Annotated in this window: 14 protein-coding genes; 1 reads left to right on the top strand and 13 read right to left on the bottom strand. The window is 71.9% G+C overall.

The window, feature by feature from the left end:
- Positions 1 to 19: 19 nt before the first annotated feature.
- From ACRDSK_RS09500 to ACRDSK_RS09470, 7 genes are all read right to left on the bottom strand, one after another.
- Positions 20 to 1,210 carry a DNA polymerase III subunit delta' gene (locus tag ACRDSK_RS09500; protein WP_431439626.1) on the bottom strand — a complete coding sequence of 397 codons (1,191 nt, stop codon included), beginning with the start codon at positions 1,208 to 1,210 and terminating at the stop codon, positions 20 to 22.
- Positions 1,207 to 3,300, bottom strand: a complete 2,094-nt coding sequence (locus tag ACRDSK_RS09495; protein ID WP_431439625.1) for a bifunctional MFS transporter/dTMP kinase — start codon at positions 3,298 to 3,300, stop codon at positions 1,207 to 1,209. The genes ACRDSK_RS09500 and ACRDSK_RS09495 overlap by 4 nt, the downstream gene beginning before the upstream one ends.
- Positions 3,301 to 3,408: 108 nt before the next feature.
- Complete coding sequence (locus ACRDSK_RS09490; RefSeq protein ID WP_431439624.1) at positions 3,409 to 4,059, bottom strand: hypothetical protein; 651 nt, start codon at positions 4,057 to 4,059, stop codon at positions 3,409 to 3,411.
- Between the two features lie 43 nt (positions 4,060 to 4,102).
- Positions 4,103 to 5,317 (bottom strand): hypothetical protein, encoded by a 1,215-nt coding sequence (locus ACRDSK_RS09485; RefSeq protein ID WP_431439623.1) that lies wholly within the window; start codon positions 5,315 to 5,317, stop codon positions 4,103 to 4,105.
- Between the two features lie 18 nt (positions 5,318 to 5,335).
- A complete protein-coding gene (topA, locus tag ACRDSK_RS09480; RefSeq protein ID WP_431439622.1) occupies positions 5,336 to 8,107 on the bottom strand; it encodes a type I DNA topoisomerase in 2,772 nt (923 codons plus the stop codon).
- A gap of 131 nt (positions 8,108 to 8,238) precedes the next feature.
- The gene (locus ACRDSK_RS09475) at positions 8,239 to 8,835 is read right to left on the bottom strand and encodes a hypothetical protein (protein WP_431439621.1); all 597 of its coding nucleotides are present in this window, start codon (positions 8,833 to 8,835) and stop codon (positions 8,239 to 8,241) included.
- A gap of 91 nt (positions 8,836 to 8,926) precedes the next feature.
- On the bottom strand, positions 8,927 to 11,239 hold the full coding sequence (locus ACRDSK_RS09470; RefSeq protein ID WP_431439645.1) for a sodium-translocating pyrophosphatase: 2,313 nt from the start codon (positions 11,237 to 11,239) through the stop codon (positions 8,927 to 8,929).
- A gap of 451 nt (positions 11,240 to 11,690) precedes the next feature.
- Here ACRDSK_RS09470 and ACRDSK_RS09465 point away from each other — a divergent pair, with 451 nt between their 5' ends.
- The gene (locus tag ACRDSK_RS09465; RefSeq protein WP_431439620.1) at positions 11,691 to 14,054 is read left to right on the top strand and encodes a DEAD/DEAH box helicase; all 2,364 of its coding nucleotides are present in this window, start codon (positions 11,691 to 11,693) and stop codon (positions 14,052 to 14,054) included.
- Between the two features lie 444 nt (positions 14,055 to 14,498).
- On the opposite strand, the gene ACRDSK_RS09460 is transcribed toward ACRDSK_RS09465, so the two are convergent.
- The 6 genes from ACRDSK_RS09460 to ACRDSK_RS09435 form a co-directional block, all read right to left on the bottom strand.
- On the bottom strand, positions 14,499 to 15,122 hold the full coding sequence (locus ACRDSK_RS09460; protein ID WP_431439619.1) for a bifunctional DNA primase/polymerase: 624 nt from the start codon (positions 15,120 to 15,122) through the stop codon (positions 14,499 to 14,501).
- A gap of 207 nt (positions 15,123 to 15,329) precedes the next feature.
- Entirely contained in the window at positions 15,330 to 15,743 is a 414-nt protein-coding gene (locus ACRDSK_RS09455) for an Rv3654c family TadE-like protein (RefSeq protein ID WP_431439618.1), read from the bottom strand.
- Positions 15,740 to 16,123, bottom strand: a complete 384-nt coding sequence (locus ACRDSK_RS09450) for a TadE family type IV pilus minor pilin (protein WP_431439617.1) — start codon at positions 16,121 to 16,123, stop codon at positions 15,740 to 15,742. Before ACRDSK_RS09450 ends, ACRDSK_RS09455 begins: the two co-directional genes overlap by 4 nt.
- Positions 16,123 to 16,326: a DUF4244 domain-containing protein gene (locus ACRDSK_RS09445; protein ID WP_431439616.1), complete on the bottom strand. Its 204-nt coding sequence runs from the start codon at positions 16,324 to 16,326 to the stop codon at positions 16,123 to 16,125. The genes ACRDSK_RS09450 and ACRDSK_RS09445 overlap by 1 nt, the downstream gene beginning before the upstream one ends.
- A 28-nt stretch (positions 16,327 to 16,354) precedes the next feature.
- Positions 16,355 to 17,062, bottom strand: a complete 708-nt coding sequence (locus ACRDSK_RS09440; protein WP_431439615.1) for a type II secretion system F family protein — start codon at positions 17,060 to 17,062, stop codon at positions 16,355 to 16,357.
- A partial coding sequence (locus ACRDSK_RS09435) for a type II secretion system F family protein (protein WP_431439614.1) occupies positions 17,059 to 17,475 on the bottom strand: 417 nt, incomplete at its 5' end. The genes ACRDSK_RS09440 and ACRDSK_RS09435, both read right to left, overlap by 4 nt.

The raw sequence follows: 17,475 nt of genomic DNA, 5'->3' as shown, positions 1-17,475 counted from the left end.
TCAGCCCGCTCCGGGCAGATCAGCCGTGGTGCAGGGTGGTCAGCATCGCCTCGATGGCGATTCTGGGCTTGACGTTCAGCTCCAGTGCTTCGCGGCAGGCGAGGACCGCCTCGAGGCGGCGCAGCGTCGACTCCGGGGGCCAGGTGTTCGCCGCCTTGCGGGCGTCGGACTCGCGGTCCGGGTGGTTCAGGGCCGCGGGCGCGCTGCTCGTCACGACGAGGACATCCCGGTAGAAGCCGGCCAGGTCGACCAGTGCCAGGTCGATCGCGTCGCGCTGGGTCCTCGTGGCTCGGGACTTCTGGCGGCGCTCCAGCTCCTTGATCGCCGCCGCGCTGCCGCGGGTCGCGGACGCCGTGCCCTTGCCCGTGCCGCCGTGGCCCATGGCCGTCTTCAGCGCTTCCTTCTCCGCCTCGTCGCGGGTGCCGCTCACCTCGCTGGCGTCAGCCTCGGCGGACTTGACCAAATCGTCCGCGCAGGTGAAGGCGTCCGAGAGCCGCTGCAGCGACAGCGGGATCCGCAGCACGGACTCGCGGCGCGCGCGGGCCGCCTCGTCCGTCGCCAGGCGGCGGGCGCGCCCGACGTGGCCACCACACACCGACGCCGCCCAGTTCGCCATCTCCTGAGGAATCCCGTCGCGGGCGTGGAGCACCTCCGCGATCGCCGGCGCCGACGGGGTGCGCAGGCCCAGATGCCGGCACCGCGAGCGGATCGTCACCGGAACATCGTCCGGGTGGTCCGACGGGGCGCACAGGAGGAACACCGTCCGCTCCGGCGGCTCCTCGACCGACTTCAGCAGCGCGTTCGCCGCGCCCTCGGTCAGCCGGTCCGCGTCGGTGATGATCACGACCTGCCACCGTGCCCCGGTCGGGCGGCGGGCGGCGATCTGCACCAGAGCCCGCATCTCCGCCACCGAGATCGAGAGGCCCTCGGGAACCACCACGTGCACGTCCGCGTGCGTGCCGGCCATCGCCGTCCGGCAGCCGGGGCAGGAACCACAGCCGACGCCGGTCTCGCACTGCAGCGCCGCCGCGAACGCCCGCGCCGCGACCGAGCGGCCCGAGCCGGGCGGGCCGGTGAACAGCCACGCGTGCGCGACCGCCGACGCCGAACCGCTGAACGTCCCGTCGACCATCGATGCCGCGACCTGCGCCGACGACGTCAGGACCGACACGGCCTCGGGCTGCCCGACGACCTGGTCCCACACGGTCATGTGGAATCTCCGGCCGGCACCTTCGACAGGCCGGCGCTCGGTAGCAGGCTCGCGAGCCGCCGGCCGGCGAGCGCGGTCTGGACCGCGAGCCGCACCCGGTCGGCGACCTGCTCCGGCGTGCCGTCCGCGTCGACCACCACGTACCGGTCCGGATCGGCCGACGCCATCTCCGTCAACACCCGCTGCACGTGCCAATGATGCTGCGTCGGTTGGGGCGCGCCGTCACCGGCCAGGGTGCTCGGGTCGCGGTCCAGCAGAATCGTCACGTCCGGCCGCAGTCGCGCGGTCGCCCAGTCCGCCAGGCCTTCCAGCTCGGCCGGGTCCAGTCCGGCTGCGGCGGACAGGTGCGCCAGCGGGCTGTCCACGAACCGCTCCATCACCACGAGCGCGCCCCGCTCCAGCGCCGGCCGGATCTGCCGCTCGACGATGTCCGCGCGCACGGCCGCGGCGACCAGGGCGTGTGCTCGGGCGCCGGACAGGTGCGCCCCGGTGAGCACCGACCGCAGCCGTTCGTCGTCCAACGCGGGGTCGGTCGCCAGCAGCACCTCCTTGGTGCCCGGCCCCTTCATCCAGTCGGCGAGCAGGCGCGCCTGCGTGGAGGTGTCCTCGACGACGTCGCCCTCCATCGCGACGAGCAGGCCGGTGGACCGGCGCGGCTTGCGGCGGATCGCGGCGAGCAGGTCGGCGAGGATCGGCTCCGTGCGCCGGTCGTCCATCTGCCGGTACGCGATCACCCCGACGAGGGCGGCGAGCAGGCCGGCGGCGAGCAGCACCGGGCGGGTGCCGTCAATGGTCATCGGCCGGCCCCACATGATGATGTTGCGCGGCTGGACGAGCCCGACCAGCAGCGGCGTGACCGCCATCGCGAGCGCCAGGATGATCTTCATCAGCGCCTGGTAGATCGCGTTGATCCGGCCGCGGATGGCGTCCTCGACCTGGGTGCCGATGATCGTCACGCCGGTGAGGAAGGCCGCGCCGGCGCACGCCCCGAGCACCATCACGGTGAACAGCGAGACGGCCAGGTGCGGTGACAGCGCGACCAGGCACAGCATGATCCCGGCCAGCACGATGGCGATGCCGAACAGCCGGTTGTGCGGCAGCCGCCGGGCGAGCTTCGGCGAGCCGGCCATGCCGACCGCGAGCCCGATGAACATCGCGACGAACAGCAGACCGAACGCCGACTCGCCACCGCGGAGGCTGTTCGCGTACAGCTTCGCCGAGCCGATCAGCGCGCCGGCGGCCGCGAACGCGCCGATCATGCCGATCAGCAGCCCCCGGACGATCGGCGTGCTGCGCACGAACCGCGCCGCATCGCGGACCATCGTGGCGAAGCCCAGCTTCTCCTGGTCCGCCATGCGTTCCTTGCGTGGCACCGCGTCGCGCAGGGACAGCTCCGGGATCCGGGTGGCCACCAGGATCGCGCTGGTCAGGTACAGCAACCCGTTGATCACCAGGATGATCTTGGCGATGCCGAGGCCGGCCGGGTCGGGTTGGATGTTGAGGTTCGTGGTGATGCCGGTGATCGCCGCGTACAGGCCGGCGCCGCTGATCACCGCGATGCCGTAGGTCATCACCATGCCGAGCTGGTTCGCCGTCTCGACCTGGTCGGGCCGGCGCAACATGTTGGGCACGGCCGCGTCCTTGGACGGGATCCACATGATCGCGCAGCAGCCGATCAGGAAGTTCCCGATGAACAGCCACAGTGTCGAGCCCACGACCGCGATCGACATGAACAGCGCGCAGCGCAGCACGTCGCAGATCACCATGACCTTGCGGCGGTCGAACCGGTCCGCGAGCAGACCGCCGAGCGGGGCGAACAGCAGCCCGGGCAGCAGCTGGGTGAGCACGACACCGGCGAACGCGAAGCTCTGCGCCTGGTACCCCTCGGTGAGCTTGGTGACCAGTCCGGTCAGCGCGAGCAGTGACAGCCAGTCACCGATGCTGCACAGGTAGGTGACTCCCCAGAGGCGACGAAAGCCGCGAATAGCGAGGACACTGCGCGCACGGTGGGTGATGGACGCGTTCGACTGGCTCGGCGCCTTAACGCCGACATCCGGATCGAAGTCCGCGCCCCCGCTGATACCCGCCACCCCATCTCCACGCAGCCCCGCAGCTCCAGAGTAGCTCGGACGAGCATGTTCGGATGGCTCGGACCGTAGTGGGTGGACGGACGCGACGCCCGTCCGGGGTACGGCGTGTCAGCCGAATACGGACGCGATCGTGTCGATGAAGCTCGCCAAGACCACGATCCCGAGCACAACCATCACCAGGAGTAACACCATGATGAGTGTCACACTGCCGGTCGACGAATGGTTCGGGGATCCCGGTGGCGGCTTCGGCCCCCGGCGCATGAGCCCGGCCGGCAGCCGGATCCGCCGCGACCGCTCACCCGACGTGATCACGTTCAGCGTCCGGGGCGAGGGGACGGCGCGCTGGGCCGGGATGGTGGGCGGCGTCACTCGGGTGACGCCGCCACGCGTCGGCACCCTGGCGGGCAGCGAGGAAACCGGCGCCTGGGCCGGCTCCGCCGCGGCCTGGGTGGGCACCTGCGAGACCGGCACCTGAGCCACCGGCGCCGGTGCGGCGGGTGGCGCTGCCTGGGCCGGGGTCTCGCCGGCCGACGCGCCGAAGTAGTCCACCATCGGTGTCATCGCGTTGAGGTCCAGCTCGGAGTCCTCGTCCAACACCGCGGCCATCGCCTCGCGCACGGCGGAGATGTCCGGCAGCGGCGGCTCGGTGACCCGTACTCGCAGCGGTACGGGCTCGTAGCCAATCCCGGTCACCAGGCCGGCGACCGGATCGGACAGCACCGGCGGCGGAACCGGGTCCTGGGTTCCGTCGTTCGTCATGCCAACTCCTTCGAGCTACCTGTTCGTCACTCCGTGTACCAGGTTACGGCCCATCGGCGTGCCGGGCGAGATACGCCTGCCGAACGGCGAGGCTGACGCGCACCTCGGCGATCAACGGCTCGAAGAAAGCCTTGCGGTACAACGGGTCCGTGGCCGTGGAAGCGGTGAAGTACAGCCCGGAGAAGGCAGCCAGGAAGATGGCCAGCTGTACCAGCGCGTTCGGCAGCAGCAGGTGGACGCCGAACAGCGTGCCGGTCTGCTCGAACGCCTCCTTGCCGAGCCACGAGATGATCACCTCGTCCTCGACCGCGAGCTCGCCCAGCCCGATGAACAGGCAGAACACCAGCACGGCGAGCAGCGCGATCTGCAGCGCCTGCGCGAGGAACAGCACGAGCATCAGGTTCGCGCGCTCGCGGCGGCTCAGCCGCACGGCGTCGGGTCCGCTCTCGACGGCCAGGTCCGCGAGCCTGGCCGGCAGGGCGGGCAGCGAGGCCGAGCTCGCCTCGTCGACCATCCCGCGCAGCTCGTCGCGCAGCGTCGCGATCATGAACAGCACCGAGAGCGCCGACAGCGACGCCACCACGAGCCACAGCTGCTTGCGCGGCAGCGCGTCGGCGATCTGCCACATCTCGGTGGAGAAGAACGCGAACAGCACGACCAGGACCAGCAGCGGCAACGCCTGGGTCGCCATCGCACCGACCTTGCCGAGCTGGTTGAACGCGCGCCGCAACGCCCACGCGAGGATCGACCCGGCACCGGCGTACACGCCCGCGAGCACGAACAGCGTGAGACCGCCGTTGATCGCGAGGCTCAGCCCCAGCGGCGAGCGCAGCCCGGCCGCCCACTCCACCACCGGCAGCACGGGCACGACCAGCACCAGCACCGTTCCGGCGAGGACCAGCCGGCCGGGCCGGTCAAGCGAGCGCATCCAGCGCGACACGCCCCACCCCGCGAGGACGGGGACGACGAGCGCGGCCACGGTGATCGCGAGGAGCCCGAAGACCCACGCGGTGTTGTTCAGCCGGCGGGTGAGCTCCGCCGGGTCCACCGTGAGCGACCGGGCGAGCAGCGTCGACAGCGGGTCGTTGATCAGCAGGAAGGTCAGCGCGGGTGCGGCACGCCGCAGGATCGCCGAGCCGCGCCGGTCGTGCCGGACGACGAGCGGCAGCCCGCGGTGGCGCAGGGCCGCCTCGAGGCGGGCGCGGTCGCTGTCGACCTCTCGGGGCGGGTCCAGCTGGGCGGCGGGATCTTCACTCACGCGAGGACCGTAGCCAAGTCAGGACTTGGACCTGGCCGTGGCCTTCTTCGCGGGCGCCTTGCGGCGGGTCGTGGTCCGCTTGGGCGCCGGGCCCTTCGCGCGCTTCTCGGCGAGCAGCTCGGCCGCGCGCTCGTCGGACAGCGTCTCGACGCTGTCCGCCTTGCGCAGGGACGCGTTGAACTCGCCGTCGGTGACGTACGGGCCGAACCGGCCGTCCTTGACCACCATCGGCTTGCCGGACACCGGGTCGTTGCCGAGCTCCTTGAGCGGCGGCGCGGACGCGGCGGCCTGCCGGCCACGGCGCTTTGGCTCGGCGTAGAGCTTGAGCGCCTCGTCGATGGTGACCGAGAAGATGTCCTCCTCCTTGCCCAGCGACCGGGAGTCGGTGCCCTTCTTCAGGTACGGGCCGTAGCGGCCGTTCTGCGCGGTGATCTCCTCGCCGCTGTTCGGGTCGTTGCCGACCACGCGCGGCAGCGACAGCAGCTTGAGCGCGTCGTCGAGCGTCATCGACTCGATGGCCATCGACTTGAACAGCGAGCCGGTGCGCGGCTTGGGCTTCTTGGCCTTGCTGGTGCCGTTCTCCGCGGGCTCGGGGAGGATCTCCGTGACGTAGGGCCCGAAGCGGCCCTCCTTGGCGACGATCTCGTGACCGGTCACCGGGTCCGTGCCGAGCGTGCGGCCCTCGACCGGGGTGGCGAACAGCTTCTCGGCGATCTCGACGGTCAGCTCGTCCGGCGGCATGTCCTCGGGCAGGTTGGCCCGCTGCGGGTTGCCGCTGGGATCGGGGCCGTCGCCGTCGCGCTCGAGGTAGGGGCCGTACCGGCCGACCCGCACGACCACGGCGCGGCCGGTCTCGTCGGCGAACAGCGGGATGGAGTTGATCTCCCGCGCGTCGATGGTGTCGACCCCGGAGCCCACGAGTTTCTTGAGCCCGCCCGAGCGACCGACCGAGCCCTCCTTGCCGATCTCGCCGCCGAAGTAGAACCCGGTGAGCCACTGCGTGCGCTGCTGCTCGCCGGACGCGATGCGGTCGAGCTCGTCCTCCATGGCGGCGGTGAAGTCGTAGTCCACCAGCCGGCCGAAGTGCCGCTCCAGCAGGCCGACCACGGAGAACGCGATCCAGGACGGCACGAGCGCGGAGCCTTTCTTCCACACGTAGCCGCGGTCCTGGATGGTGTTGATGATCGACGCGTAGGTCGACGGCCGGCCGATGCCCAGCTCCTCGAGGGTCTTCACCAGGCTTGCCTCGGTGTAGCGCGGCGGCGGGCTCGTGGTGTGGCCGTCCGGGTTGAGCTCGGTGGCCGTCACGCCCTGGCCCTTGGTGAGCTGCGGCAGCCGGCGCTCGGCGTCGTCGGCCTCGCCGCCCGCCTCGGTGTCGACGGCCTCGACGTAGGCGCGCAGGAAGCCGGCGAACGTGATCGTGCGGCCGGACGCGGCGAAGGTGCACTCCTCGCCGCTGGCCGCGGTGCCGGTGATCCGCACGCTCATCGTGGTGCCGCGGGCGTCGGCCATCTGCGAGGCGACCGTGCGCTGCCAGATCAGCTCGTAGAGGCGGAACTCGTCGGTCTCGAGCTCGCCGGCGACCTGGCCGGGGGTGCGGAACACCTCGCCGGCCGGGCGGATCGCCTCGTGCGCCTCCTGGGCGTTCTTGACCTTGCGGGTGTACTGGCGCGGCTGCGGGGAGACGTAGGCGTCGCCGTACAGCTCGCGGGCCTGCGACCGGGCCGCCGCGATCGCCGTCTCGGACAGCGTCGTGGAGTCGGTCCGCATGTAGGTGATGTAGCCGTTCTCGTACAGGCGTTGCGCGACCCGCATCGCCCGCTCCGCCGAGAACCGGAGCTTGCGGCCGGCCTCCTGCTGCAGCGTGGAGGTCATGAACGGCGCGTACGGGCGCCGCGTGTAGGGCTTCTCCTCGACGCTGGAGACCGCGAGCGCGGCGCCGGTCAGCGCGTCGGCGAGGCGACGGGCCTCGGTCTCGTCCAGGCGCAGCACCTGCGCGGTGGCCTTGAGCTGGCCGTCCTGGCCGAAGTCGCGGCCGGTGGCCAGGCGGGTGCCGTCGACCGACAGCAGCCGGGCACCGAAGTTGCGCGGGTCGGCGTCCTCGCCCGCGTCGAGCTTGGCGGAGATGTCCCAGTACGACGCGGGGACGAACTTCATCCGCTCGCGCTCGCGGTCCACCACGATCCGGGTGGCCACCGACTGCACGCGACCGGCGGACAGCCCGCGGGTGATCTTCTTCCACAGCACCGGGCTGACCTCGTAGCCGTACAGCCGGTCGAGGATGCGCCGGGTCTCCTGGGCGTCGACGAGGTCCTGGTCGAGGGGGCGGGTGTTCTCCGCGGCGGCGCGGATGGCCGACTCGGTGATCTCGTGGAAGACCATCCGGCTCACCGGCACCGTGGGCTTGAGCGCCTCCAGCAGGTGCCACGCGATGGCCTCGCCCTCGCGGTCGCCGTCTGTCGCGAGGTAGAGCTCGTCGACGGTCTTGAGGGCTTCCTTGAGCTCGGTGACGGTGGACTTCTTGTCCGGCGTGACGATGTAGATGGGCTCGAAGTCCTTGTCGACGTTGACGCCGAGGTTGGACCAGGACTCGCCCTTGTACTTGGCGGGCACCTCGGCCGCCTTGCGCGGCAGGTCCCGGATGTGGCCACGGGATGACTCCACGACGAAGTTCCGGCCGAGGTACGAGGCGATCTTGCGCGCCTTGGCCGGCGACTCGACGATCACCAGCCGCCGCGGCTCAGACCCGTTGGTCGACCCGCTCTTGTTCGTCTTGGTAGTGCCTGCCACGCTTGTCCCGCTCTCTTGTCGAGCTCACTCTCAGCTCGACAGTGTGCACGTTGCTCACCGTGATACCTACCCCCAGGTGCCTCGCGGCACACTTGACGGTGGCGGTATGCCCCTTTACCTGGGTAGCACGCTCAGGCCGTCCACCGCACGCGGGATCCCGCCGGCCAGTGGCTCTCGGCGGCTGCGGAGGGTGGCCGGCCGACGAGCTCGGCGAGCCTGGCGAGTCGCCGGCGGCCGGATATGCGCAGGCCAGGAGTGCCGTCCTCGGTTCGGTACGGGTTCGCTGGTAGGCCACAGAAAGTTACCGCGGCGGTCAGCGGCTCGTGCGTGTCGGGGGCGAGTGGGTCGAGCCCGAGTAGGTAGCTGCCGTCGATCCAGCTGCCGGCGGCGAGCACCCAGAGTCGCAACGACCCGCCGGCGAGGGTCAGCCCGGCCGGGCATGTCTTGTCCTCACCGGCGGTCCACGCGGCCGCCAGCGGGGTCAGGTCGCGGCGGAAGGCGGTGCGCAGCAGCAGCCCGTCCGCGGTCGAGTAGAGCGTGGCGTCGACCCCGCGCTCGCCGAGCGCCGCTCTGAGCGCGCGACCGCGCCAGGTCTCGTCGACGGGGATCGAGAGGCGCGCGGTGACGCCGCCGAAGCTCACCAGTCGGCCGGGTCCGCAGAGCAGGCCGGCGAGGTCGCCGCGAGCGGGTGAGTTCGCCTCGGCCGAGTAGAACGACAGCTGCGCCACCCTGCCGAGGATAGAACACCCGTTCGATGCTTGGAAACCGGAACGGGCCCACCACTGTGTCGTGGTGGGCCCGTTCCGGGGTGCTACGCGGTCAGGACGCGCCGTTGGTGACCGCCGGCGCCTCGGCGTCGGTGCGGTCCGCGGGGTTGTCCGCGATCGCGGTGCCGCGCCGCTTGGACACGAAGATCGCACCGGCGATCAGCAGCGTCGCGACGATGGCGATGGTGACCCGCACGCCGGTGTTCTCGTCCTCGCCGACCGAGAAGGCGACGACGGCGGGAGCGATCAGCAGCGAGACCAGGTTCATGACCTTGATCAGCGGGTTGATCGCCGGGCCGGCGGTGTCCTTGAACGGGTCGCCGACCGTGTCGCCGATGACCGTGGCCGCGTGGGCCTCGGAGCCCTTGCCGCCGTGGTTGCCGTCCTCGACCAGCTTCTTGGCGTTGTCCCACGCGCCACCGGAGTTGGCCAGGAAGACCGCCATCAGCGTGCCGGTGGCGATGGCGCCGGCGAGGTAGCCCGCCAGCGGGCCGACGCCGAGGCCGAAGCCGACGGCGATCGGGGCCAGCACGGCCATCAGGCCCGGCGTGGCGAGCTCGCGCAGCGAGTCGCGGGTGCAGATGTCCACGACGCGGCCGTACTCCGGGCGGACGGTGCCGTCCATGATGCCGGGGTTCTCGTGGAACTGGCGGCGTACCTCGAACACGACCGCGCCGGCGGCCCGGGACACGGCGTTGACCGCGAGCCCGGAGAACATGAACACGACCGCGGCACCGATGGCGATGCCGACGAGCACGTCCGGGCTGAACACGATGAAGTCGTTGAGGTCCAGGCTGGCGCCGGCCTCGATGAGCGCATCGGTGATCGCGGTCAGGTACGAGCCGAACAGCGCGGTCGCCGCGAGCACGGCGGTCGCGATCGCGATGCCCTTGGTGATCGCCTTGGTGGTGTTGCCCACCGCGTCCAGCTCGGTGAGGATGCCCGCACCCTCGCCCTCGACGTCACCGGACATCTCGGCGATGCCCTGCGCGTTGTCGGAGACCGGGCCGAAGGTGTCCATGGCCACGATCACGCCGACGGTGGTCAGCAGGCCACAGCCGGCGAGGGCGATCGCGAACAGCGCCACGAACAGCGAGCCGGACAGCAGGAACGCGCCGTAGACGGCGCCGCCGATGACGAGCGCGGTGTAGACCGCCGACTCGAAGCCGACCGAGATGCCGGAGAGGATCACGGTGGCCGCGCCGGTGAGCGAGGACCGGCCGACGTCCTTGACCGGCTTGTACTCGGTGCCGGTGTAGTAGCCGGTGAGCCACAGGATGATGCCGGCGAGCACGATGCCGATGAGCACGGCGACGGCGGCGATGAGCGCCGGGCTGCCGCTGATGTCGGTCTGCGCGGCGTCGGTGAGCTCGGAGAACGAGGTCGGTAGGAAGATGAACGCCGCCGCGGTGCACAGGATCGCGGAGATCAGCGCGGAGATGTAGAAGGACCGGTTGATCGCGGTGAGGCCGCTCTCGCCGACGCGGGCACGGGTGATGTAGACGCCGATGACCGCGGTGATGACCCCGAGGGCCGGCACGATCAGCGGGAACAGCAGCCCCTGCGAACCGAACGCAGTGGAGCCGAGGATCAGGGCGGCGACGAGGGTCACCGCGTAGGACTCGAACAGGTCCGCGGCCATGCCGGCGCAGTCACCCACGTTGTCGCCGACGTTGTCGGCGATGGTGGCGGCGTTGCGCGGGTCGTCCTCGGGGATGCCCTTCTCGACCTTGCCGACCAGGTCCGCGCCCACGTCGGCGGCCTTGGTGAAGATGCCGCCGCCGACACGCATGAACATCGCGATCAGCGCGGCGCCGAAGCCGAAGCCCTCGAGCACCTTGGGCGCGTCGCCCGCGTAGACGAGCACGACGACCGCCGCGCCGAAGAGGCCGAGGCCGACGGTCGACATGCCGACCACGCCACCGGTACGGAACGCGACGCGCATCGCGATCTCACGGCCGGCCTTCTCGCGGGACGCCGCGGCGACGCGCAGGTTCGCCTGCGTGGCCAGCCACATCCCGAGATAGCCGATCGAGAACGAGAACACCGCGCCGACGAGGAAGAAGAGTGAGCGCCCGATCCGCTCTCCCCAACCCTCGGCGGGGAGGAAGAACAGCACGACGAACACGATGCTGCCGAAGACCAGCAGCGTGTTCCGCTGCCGCTTCAGGTACGCACCGGCGCCTTCCTGCACCGCCTTGGCGATGTCCTGCATCTTCGAGGTGCCCTGGCCGGCGGCCAGCACCTCCTTCAGCAGCACGTAGCCAACGGCGAGGGCAGCGAGAGCGATCACGGCTACCACGACGACTATGCCGCGGTCACCGCCGGTCAGCGGCGGGCCTTCCGCTAGGTAGTGCCAGGACATCCGGTCCTCCAGGTACTTCTGCCTGATCTGGGCGCGATACACCGGGCGGCCTGACCGGGCCACGGCTTCACCCCTGATCAGGTCTGATCGGGAGTGTGTGCGCCACCAGGTATTGATGGGACGACGGCGGAGTCTATTGGTAGGACTCACACCGCTGGCGGGGCGTCCCGCCAACTGCGCTTTCGGCCTCGTTGGCAGCCTCGTTCCCGGCCCCGTCATGATCGGTTCAGGGAATCGATCCAGCCCGCCTGTCAGACCCAGCTGTCCACAGTGGGGCGAGTTGTCCACAGCGAACGCCGACCAGCCGTTTTCGTCGGTATGCGCCGGTAGACTGGATGACGGGGTGCCCCCGGAGAGGGTGGGGGCTGTCGTTCTTGGGTTCTGCACGCGCGTGCTCGCGGGAAAGGTCGCTGCGCTCGGGGCGGGGCGGGGTCGCTTTCTTGTCGGTGGGATGTGCGAAGCTCGTTCGGTGGGTACGCAGCCAGCCGCGGAGCGTGGGCGCCGGCTGCTCGATCGTGTGCTCGCCGGCGTGCCGACCGGGGAGAGCCCGCTGCGGCACGTGCGCGAGCTGCCCGAACGCGCGGCCACTTCGGTGCCGTGGCCCGACTGGGTTTCCGGCTCGCTGCGGGGCGCGTTCGAGCGGTGCGGGGTCGTCGCCCCGTGGGCACACCAGGTCGAGGCGGCCACCCACGCCCGCGAGGGACGGAATGTCGTCATCGCCACGGGGACGGCCTCCGGGAAGTCCCTCGCCTACCAGGTGCCGGTGCTCTCGGCGCTGGCCGAGGACCGGCGCGCGACGGCGCTGTACCTGTCGCCCACCAAGGCGCTCGGCGCGGACCAGCTGCGGTCGGTCGCCGCACTGGACGTGCCGGAGGTCCGGGCGGCGTCGTTCGACGGCGACACTCCCCTGCCGGAGCGGGACTGGGCGCGGGCGCACTCGCGCTGGATCTTCACGAACCCGGACATGCTGCATCGCGGGATCCTCCCCGCGCACGCGAAGTGGGCGCAGTTCTTCCGCCGGCTGGCGTTCGTCGTCGTGGACGAGTGTCACGGCTACCGCGGGGTGTTCGGCTCGCATGTCGCACTGCTGCTGCGCCGGCTGCGGCGGGTGGCGCGGCGCTACGGCACGGACCCGGTGTTCATGCTGGCCTCGGCCACGGTGTCGGACCCGGCGGAGTCGGCATCGCTGCTGGCGGGCGTGCCCTGCGAGGCGGTGACGGCGGACCGCTCGCCGCGGGGGGCGCGCACGGTGGCGCTCTGGGAGCCGCCGCTGCTCGACGCCTACCAGGGCGAGAACGGCGCGCCGGTGCGACGGTCGGCGGGCGCGGAGACCGCGCGGATCCTCACGGACCTCGTCGTGGAGGGCGCGCGAACGCTGGCGTTCGTCCGGTCCCGGCGCGGCGCGGAGCTGACGGCCCTGTCTGCCCGGCACGCGCTGTCCGAAGTGGACTCCTCGCTGCCGGCCCGGGTGGCGGCGTACCGGGCCGGGTTCCTGCCGGAGGAGAGGCGCGCGCTGGAGAAGGACTTCGCGTCGGGCTCGCTGCTCGGCGTGGCGAGCACCAACGCGCTCGAGCTCGGCGTGGACATCGCCGGCCTCGACGCGGTCGTGGTGGCCGGGTACCCGGGGACGCTCGCGTCCTTCTGGCAGCAGGCGGGCCGCGCCGGACGGGCCGGGGACGGGTCGCTCGTGGTGTTCGTGGCGCAGGACAACCCGCTGGACACCTACCTGGTGCACAATCCGACCGCGATGTTGGACAAGCCGGTCGAGGCGACGGTGATCGACCCGACGAACCCGTACGTGCTCGCGCCGCAGCTCGCCTGCGCGGCGTCCGAGCTGCCACTGGCCGACGCGTGCCTGTCGACCTTCGGCGGCGCGGTCGCGCGCCGGGTGGTCGACGACCTGGTCGCCGATGGCGTGCTGCGTCGGCGGCCGACGGGCTGGTACTGGACGTCGCGCGAGCGCCCGCAGGCGTCGGTCGACATCCGCGGGTCGGGCGGCGAGCAGATCGCGGTGGTGGAGTCGGACTCGGGGCGGCTGCTGGGCACCGTGAACCCGGGCTCGGCGTGCGCGACCGTGCATCCGGGCGCGGTGTACCTGCATCAGGGAACGTCCTATGTGGTCGACGAGCTGGAGCTCGAGGACGGCCTGGCGATGGTGCACCGCGAGGACCCGGAGTGGTCGACGACGCCGCGGGAGCAGGTCGACATCTCCGTGCTGTCCACGGTGGAACGTCAGGTGCACGGTGGCGGCGCGGTGTCCGTGGGGCTGGGCGAGGTGGCGGTGACCTCCCACGTGGTCGGCTACCTGCGCCGGCTGCCATCGGGCCAGGTGCTGGACCAGATCCCGCTGGACCTGCCGGAGCAGACCCTCCACACGCGAGCCGTCTGGTACACCCTCAGCGAGGCCTTGCTGGCGGAGGCGGGCGTGCCGCACCGACACGTGCCGGGCGCCCTGCACGCGGCCGAGCACGCGGCGATCGGGCTGCTCCCACTGTTCGCGACGTGTGACCGCTGGGACATCGGCGGCGTATCGACCGCGCTGCACCCCGACACCGGCGAGGCCACGGTCTTCGTCCACGACGGACACCCCGGCGGCGCGGGCTTCGCCGACCGGGGACACGCCGCCCTGATCCCCTGGCTGACGGCGACCCGCGACGCGATCGCGGCGTGCGAGTGCCCGGCCGGCTGCCCCTCGTGCGTGCAGTCCCCCAAGTGCGGCAACGGAAACGAGCCGCTCGACAAGCAGGGCGCGGTGGCGGTGCTCGACGCGCTGCTGCGGATCCTGGTCACCAAGAAGGGCGAGACCGCCGCCTGACCAGCTGGCTTCGCGGGAGAAATAGCAACGCGCCGGGGGCCGGAGATCCGGCACCCCGGCGCGTTGCGTTACGCCGGGCACGCGAGGAGCGGTCTCTACCGCTCGGGTCGGTGCGCGATCAGTCGGGCAGCGGCGGGGCGTCCGTCGTACGCGGAGGTACTTGGGAGGCGGTGACCTCCGCATGACGGCAACCCTGGGGCCAGGTCTCGCCAACTGCCCGATGCTGGCCACGCCGCGGGAGATCGACTCCTCTTGCGGGCGCCCGGCATGCTCCCCGTCCCTGCGCCGGCCACCTGGTTGCGGGAGCGGTGCCGGTCAGCGGGACGGGTTGGTCGCGGTGGAGCGGCATCTCTGCGGAACGCCCACCGCGGGCGTGCCGGGAGGGTGCTCCCGGCGAAGCGTGGTTCACGGGTACTGCTGAGCGCATCCCACTCATCCCCTACGTCAGTCCGCGGTGACGACGAGGCCGGCGGACCGGGCGTGCGTCGACTCGGCGGCCAGTGCGTCGAGGAGCGCCTCCTGCACGGTGCTCGACTCCGGCATCTGCCAGCCGCAGACCTCCGGGCGAACCCGCCAGTGGACGACACCGTGCTGCACCGGGGTCGGCGGCAGGGCGACATAGCTGCCCGCGGCGTGCAGGACCACATCGCCGTGCTCGGCGAGCGGCCGCTCCAGCTCGTGGCCGGAGTTGACCAGGAACGTCCAACGGTCGTCCGGGGTGGCCATGATCGGCACGGGGAGACCGATGCCGCGCAGCACTCGGGCGGCGCCCCGGCCCAGGTGACCGGGTACCTCGATGGCGTCCAGCTGCACGCCGGTCGCGAGCAGGAGGCTGTAGGGGTGGCCGGTCCACCATGTGGCGACCTGCTCCGGCGCGGAGCCGATGCGGTCCTGCCAGTCCGTGTGGACGGGGCGCGGGCCGGTGTGTTCGTCGTCGTCGCGGCCCGCCCAGTGCGAGCCAGCCGGATAGGTGCCCGGCAGCACCGACCATCCGCGCCACGCGAGGCCGATGGCCTGTGCACGCAGCTCGACGCGGAAGGCCCGCCGCCAGCTATCCGACCATGCCATGTCCAACATCTCGGGTGCTTGCCTCCTTGTAGGTCGGGCGCTCGCATCGCCGCGAGGTGCCCTGAATCACTAAACGACACGTCCACCCCCAAACGAAACTTGCAGTCGACAACTGGTCGTTGTGGCACGGTGAACGAATAACGGGATCGGCACGGCTAAAGCGGTGTGAGCCGGTTAACGGGGCCCCTCGGCCACTGGTGACACCGCTCACCGTCCGAAGACGACCGTTCGACTTGCGTCACCGGCCTCGACCACCGGTCCGGCGCGTGCGCGAGCTTCCGCCGGACCGAACCCCGCCAGCACGCCGGGCGGCTGCGCGACCACTTCGACGAGCGCGCGGGAGCCGTTCAGCCGGCAGCGGTGGAGCTCGACGCGCATCCGGTCGGTGACCCAGCGGGCCTTTCCGCAGGCCACGCCTTGTCCCTCGACCGCGACGCCGGCAGCGGCCAACGCGGCGAGGTCGGCGGCACTCGCCGCGCGGTGCCGGGTGGCGGCCGCCGCGCCGAGCCAGACGACCAATGTGGTCACCACCAGGAGAGCCGCGATGGCACCGGCCGTCCACACCGTCGCCGCACCGCGATCGTGCTCGTTCGGCGGTCGTGCTCGTTGTTGCTCGCTCACGAACTGTCCTCCGTGGACCCCGGTTCGGCGATCGCATGGGCAACGCCGTGCAGCTGGAGGCCGGGCAGCAGGCCGTTGACCGGCGTCGCGCGGACGTCGACCTGGATGGTGTCGTCGCCGCGCCTCGTGATCGCGACGTTCGCGCTGCTGGGAGCGATTTCGATGGCCACCACCCGGGCACGGTCGACCTCGCCCCGGGCGACCAGGCGGGCCGCCTCCCGGGCCGCATCGATGCATCTCAGCTGGTCGATGGCCGCCGAGATGGCGCCCAGCGCGAGTGCGAGCACCGTGACGAATGCACCGAGTGCGACCGCGGCCTCGACGGTGACCGTCCCGGCGTCCCGGTCGGGTTTTCGACGAGCGCGTCTGGTCGCGGACATCAGATCTTCACCGAGAGCGAGCGCTGGATGATCGACGTGATCGCGTTGAGCACGTCGTCGCCGGTGACGATGCCGTAGAGGACGACCGCGAGCGCGGCGGCGGCGATCAGGCCGACGCAGTACTCGACGGTGGTCATGCCGTCATCGGCGAGCAGGAACTCCCGGCGGGGCCGGATCGGCAACCGGGTCGGGTGCGGAAACATCGGTCAACCTCCTTATATCGGTGTGTGGTCAGATCGAGAGCCGGCCGGCGAGGCCAGCCACCACGGGCGCGATGCCGAGGCAGATGAACGCGGGTAAGAAGCAGACGCCGAGCGGTGCGGCGATCAGCACGCCGGCCCGCTGTGCCCGGGCCTCGGCGGCGTCGCCCGCGGAGTCGCGGACCGCGGTGGCGAGGGAGCCGACAACGTCGGCGAGTGCGGTGCCGGAGCGAGCGGTGTGCCTGGCGCCGCGGGCCAGGACCGCGGTGTGCGGGCAGCTCATGGCCGGCGCCCAGGCGTCGACGGGGTCGGCCCCCATCGCGAGCAGGTCGGCGGTCGCCTTCAGGGCGCGGCCGGCATCGTCCGGCAGGTCGCCGGCGATCGCCGTGACGGCGGCGGGCACCGGCAGCCCGGCACGCAGGCACGCGGCGAGGAGGTCCCAGGTCGCGGCCATGCCGAGCGGGTCCGGCCGGCGGTGGTCGACTCGGGTGAGCCGACGGGTCAGCCACCATGCCGCGGCCGTCACCAGCGTGCCGACGACCAGGCCGTGCGGCCAGCCGGTCAACGCCGCGGCCAGCACACCCAGCGCGCCCGCGAGCGCCGAGCGCTGCGCCTTGGCGCCCGGGCGCCAACGGCCACGTTGCCGGCCGCCGAGCCGGGCGAGGCGAGTGCGCGGCAGCCGCGCGCGGGACCAGAGTGGTATCGCCGCGGCCAGCAGCAGCAGGCTCGTCGGGTTCATCGCGGCACCACCTGGCCGGTGAGCCGGTCGCACCAGAGGACGCCCGCGCACAGCAGGCCGACGCCGAGCGCGAGCAGCGGCTGGCCGGGTCCGGTGAGCATGCGCAGCGGCTGGGCGCCGATCGCCTCGCCGAGCACGACGCCGAGCGCGGGCAGCAGGCCGAGGACGGCGGCGCTCGTGCGCGGACCGGCCATCCGGGCGAGGACCTGGCGGGCGAACCGCGCGCGTTGCTCGAGGTCGCGGCCGACCGCGTCGAGGACGTCGGCGAGCGGCAGGCCGTGGCGCTGGGCCAGCGCCCACGCCCGCGACACCCTCGCCAGTCCGCTCGCGAGGGTGTGCTCGCCGGTGGCGCCGAGTGCCAGGCGCACGTCGCCGTCGAGCCGCGCGGCGGCGGCGATCGCACGCATGGACGC

It is taken from the genome of Actinophytocola sp. (assembly GCF_050699915.1).
GTDB lineage: Bacteria > Actinomycetota > Actinomycetes > Mycobacteriales > Pseudonocardiaceae > Actinophytocola.
Note: the sequence above shows the minus strand (reverse complement) of the source record. Positions and strands in the feature narration are given on the sequence as shown.

Bases quoted from the DNA above. Each gene is read 5' to 3' on its own strand.
- ACRDSK_RS09500 (WP_431439626.1), bottom strand. From the start codon at position 1,210: ATGACCGTGTGGGACCAGGTCGTCGGGCAGCCCGAGGCCGTGTCGGTC.
- ACRDSK_RS09490 (WP_431439624.1), bottom strand. From the start codon at position 4,059: ATGACGAACGACGGAACCCAGGACCCGGTTCCGCCGCCGGTGCTGTCC.
- ACRDSK_RS09470 (WP_431439645.1), bottom strand. From the start codon at position 11,239: ATGTCCTGGCACTACCTAGCGGAAGGCCCGCCGCTGACCGGCGGTGAC.
- ACRDSK_RS09465 (WP_431439620.1), top strand. From the start codon at position 11,691: ATGTGCGAAGCTCGTTCGGTGGGTACGCAGCCAGCCGCGGAGCGTGGG.
- ACRDSK_RS09460 (WP_431439619.1), bottom strand. From the start codon at position 15,122: ATGGCATGGTCGGATAGCTGGCGGCGGGCCTTCCGCGTCGAGCTGCGT.
- ACRDSK_RS09450 (WP_431439617.1), bottom strand. From the start codon at position 16,123: ATGTCCGCGACCAGACGCGCTCGTCGAAAACCCGACCGGGACGCCGGG.
- ACRDSK_RS09445 (WP_431439616.1), bottom strand. From the start codon at position 16,326: ATGTTTCCGCACCCGACCCGGTTGCCGATCCGGCCCCGCCGGGAGTTC.
- ACRDSK_RS09440 (WP_431439615.1), bottom strand. From the start codon at position 17,062: ATGAACCCGACGAGCCTGCTGCTGCTGGCCGCGGCGATACCACTCTGG.